This window comes from Hydrogenophaga sp. 70-12 (genome assembly GCF_001897365.1).
Classification (GTDB): domain Bacteria; phylum Pseudomonadota; class Gammaproteobacteria; order Burkholderiales; family Burkholderiaceae_C; genus Hydrogenophaga; species Hydrogenophaga borbori.
The window spans coordinates 1-1,603 of the sequence record NZ_MKSS01000282.1 but is presented as its reverse complement, the minus strand read 5'-3'; the positions used below and the strand labels follow the sequence as shown (position 1 = coordinate 1,603).

The 1,603-nt window shown below is 68.6% G+C and carries 2 protein-coding genes; both read right to left on the bottom strand.

The window, feature by feature from the left end:
- On the bottom strand, positions 1 to 849 hold an 849-nt coding region (locus BGO22_RS15550), incomplete at its 3' end, for a branched-chain amino acid ABC transporter permease (protein ID WP_286851594.1).
- 33 nt (positions 850 to 882) lie between these two features.
- On the bottom strand, positions 883 to 1,603 hold a 721-nt coding region (locus BGO22_RS15545), incomplete at its 5' end, for an ABC transporter substrate-binding protein (RefSeq protein WP_286851593.1).

Here is a 1,603-nt window from a genome sequence, read left to right as displayed (position 1 = left end):
CTTTCGCGGGACGATCCCGTTGGGCCGCACGAGCAGCATGACGATCATGACCACGTAGATGAGGAAGGCGCCCGCCTCGGGCAGGTAGTACTTGCCGGCCACGTCCACGATGCCCACCAGCAGCGCGGCCACGAAGGGGCCGGTGATGGTGCCGGCGCCGCCGACGCAGACCACGATGAGGAAGTACACGAGGTACTTCAGCGGAAAGCTGGGCTCCAGCCCCAGCATGCCCAGGCTGAGCGCGCCGCCCAGGCCCGCCAGGCCGCAGCCCAGCGAGAAGGTGAGGAAGAACAGGCGCTGCACCGGAATGCCGGTGCCGGCGGCCACGCGCTGGTTGTCCACCGCCGCGCGCACCATGGCGCCGTAGCGCGTGCGCCCCAGGCCCAGCAGCAGCGCCGCGAGCACCAGCAGGCCGCAGACGATGAGGAACAGGCGGTAGCGGCTCACCTCCAGGCCCAGCAGGGACAGGCGGCCGTCGAGGGACTCGGGCAGCGTGAACGGCTGCATCGTGGGCCCGAAGAACCAGGTGAAGGCCGCCACCGACACGAACACGATGCCGATGGACAGCAGCACCTGGTCGAGCGGGTGCGCCTTGTAGAGCCGCCGGTAGAGCAGCGCCTCGAACAGCGCGCCCACCAGCGCCGCGGCGACGAAGGCCGCCGCGAGCGCGGGGTAGAAGCCCAGGCCGTAGCGGTTCATCAGCAGCGCCGCCGCGTAGCCGCCCACCATGGCGAAGCTGCCATGGGCCAGGTTCACGAAGTTCATCAGGCCCATCGTGATGGACAGGCCCACTGCTATGAGGAACAGGAGCATGCCGTAGGCCACTCCGTCGAAGATCACGATCGCCATGGGGATCCGTTCACAAGTCCGCCGGGCGCGCGCTCAAGGGGCGGCCTTGGCCGGGTCCTTCACGCGCTCGAACTGGTCGAACTCCACGTTGACGAGCTTGCCGTTCACGCGTTCGGTCTTGCGGATGTAGACGGTCTGCACGATGTCGCGCGTGGCGGCGTCGATCTCCACCGGGCCGCGCGGGCTCTCGAACTGCAGGCCCTTGAGGGCTTCCATGACCTTCTCGCCGCGGGTGTCGCCCTGGGTCTTGGCCAGCGCGGCCTCGATGGCCGAGAGCGCGTCGTAGGCCGAGACGGCGAAGTAGCTCGGGCGCATGGCCTTGCCGAACTGGGCCTCGAAGTCCTTCACGAACTTCTGGTTCTTGGCCGAGGGGTGCGCATAGGAGTAGTGGTGGCTGGTGACCAGGCCCAGGGCCACGTCGCCGGTGGCGTCGAGGTAGCTGTCGTCGGTGGCTTCGCCGGTGGCGAAGAGCTGGATGCCGGCGGCCTCCATGCCGCGCTCCTTCCACACCTTCAGGAAGGCCGGCGGCATCACGCCCGAGGGGAAGAAGAAGAACACCGCCTGCGGCTTGGCGTCCTTGATGCGCTGCACGTAGGCCGAGAAGTCGGGGTTGTTCATGGGCGTGCGCAGCTCGCCGGCGATCTGGCCGCCGCCGGCCGTGAAGGCCTTCTTGAACGCGGTCTCGGCATCGACGCCCGAGGCGTAGTCGGCGACCACGGTGTAGACGTTGTTCACGCCCTTGCGCAGCAGCCAG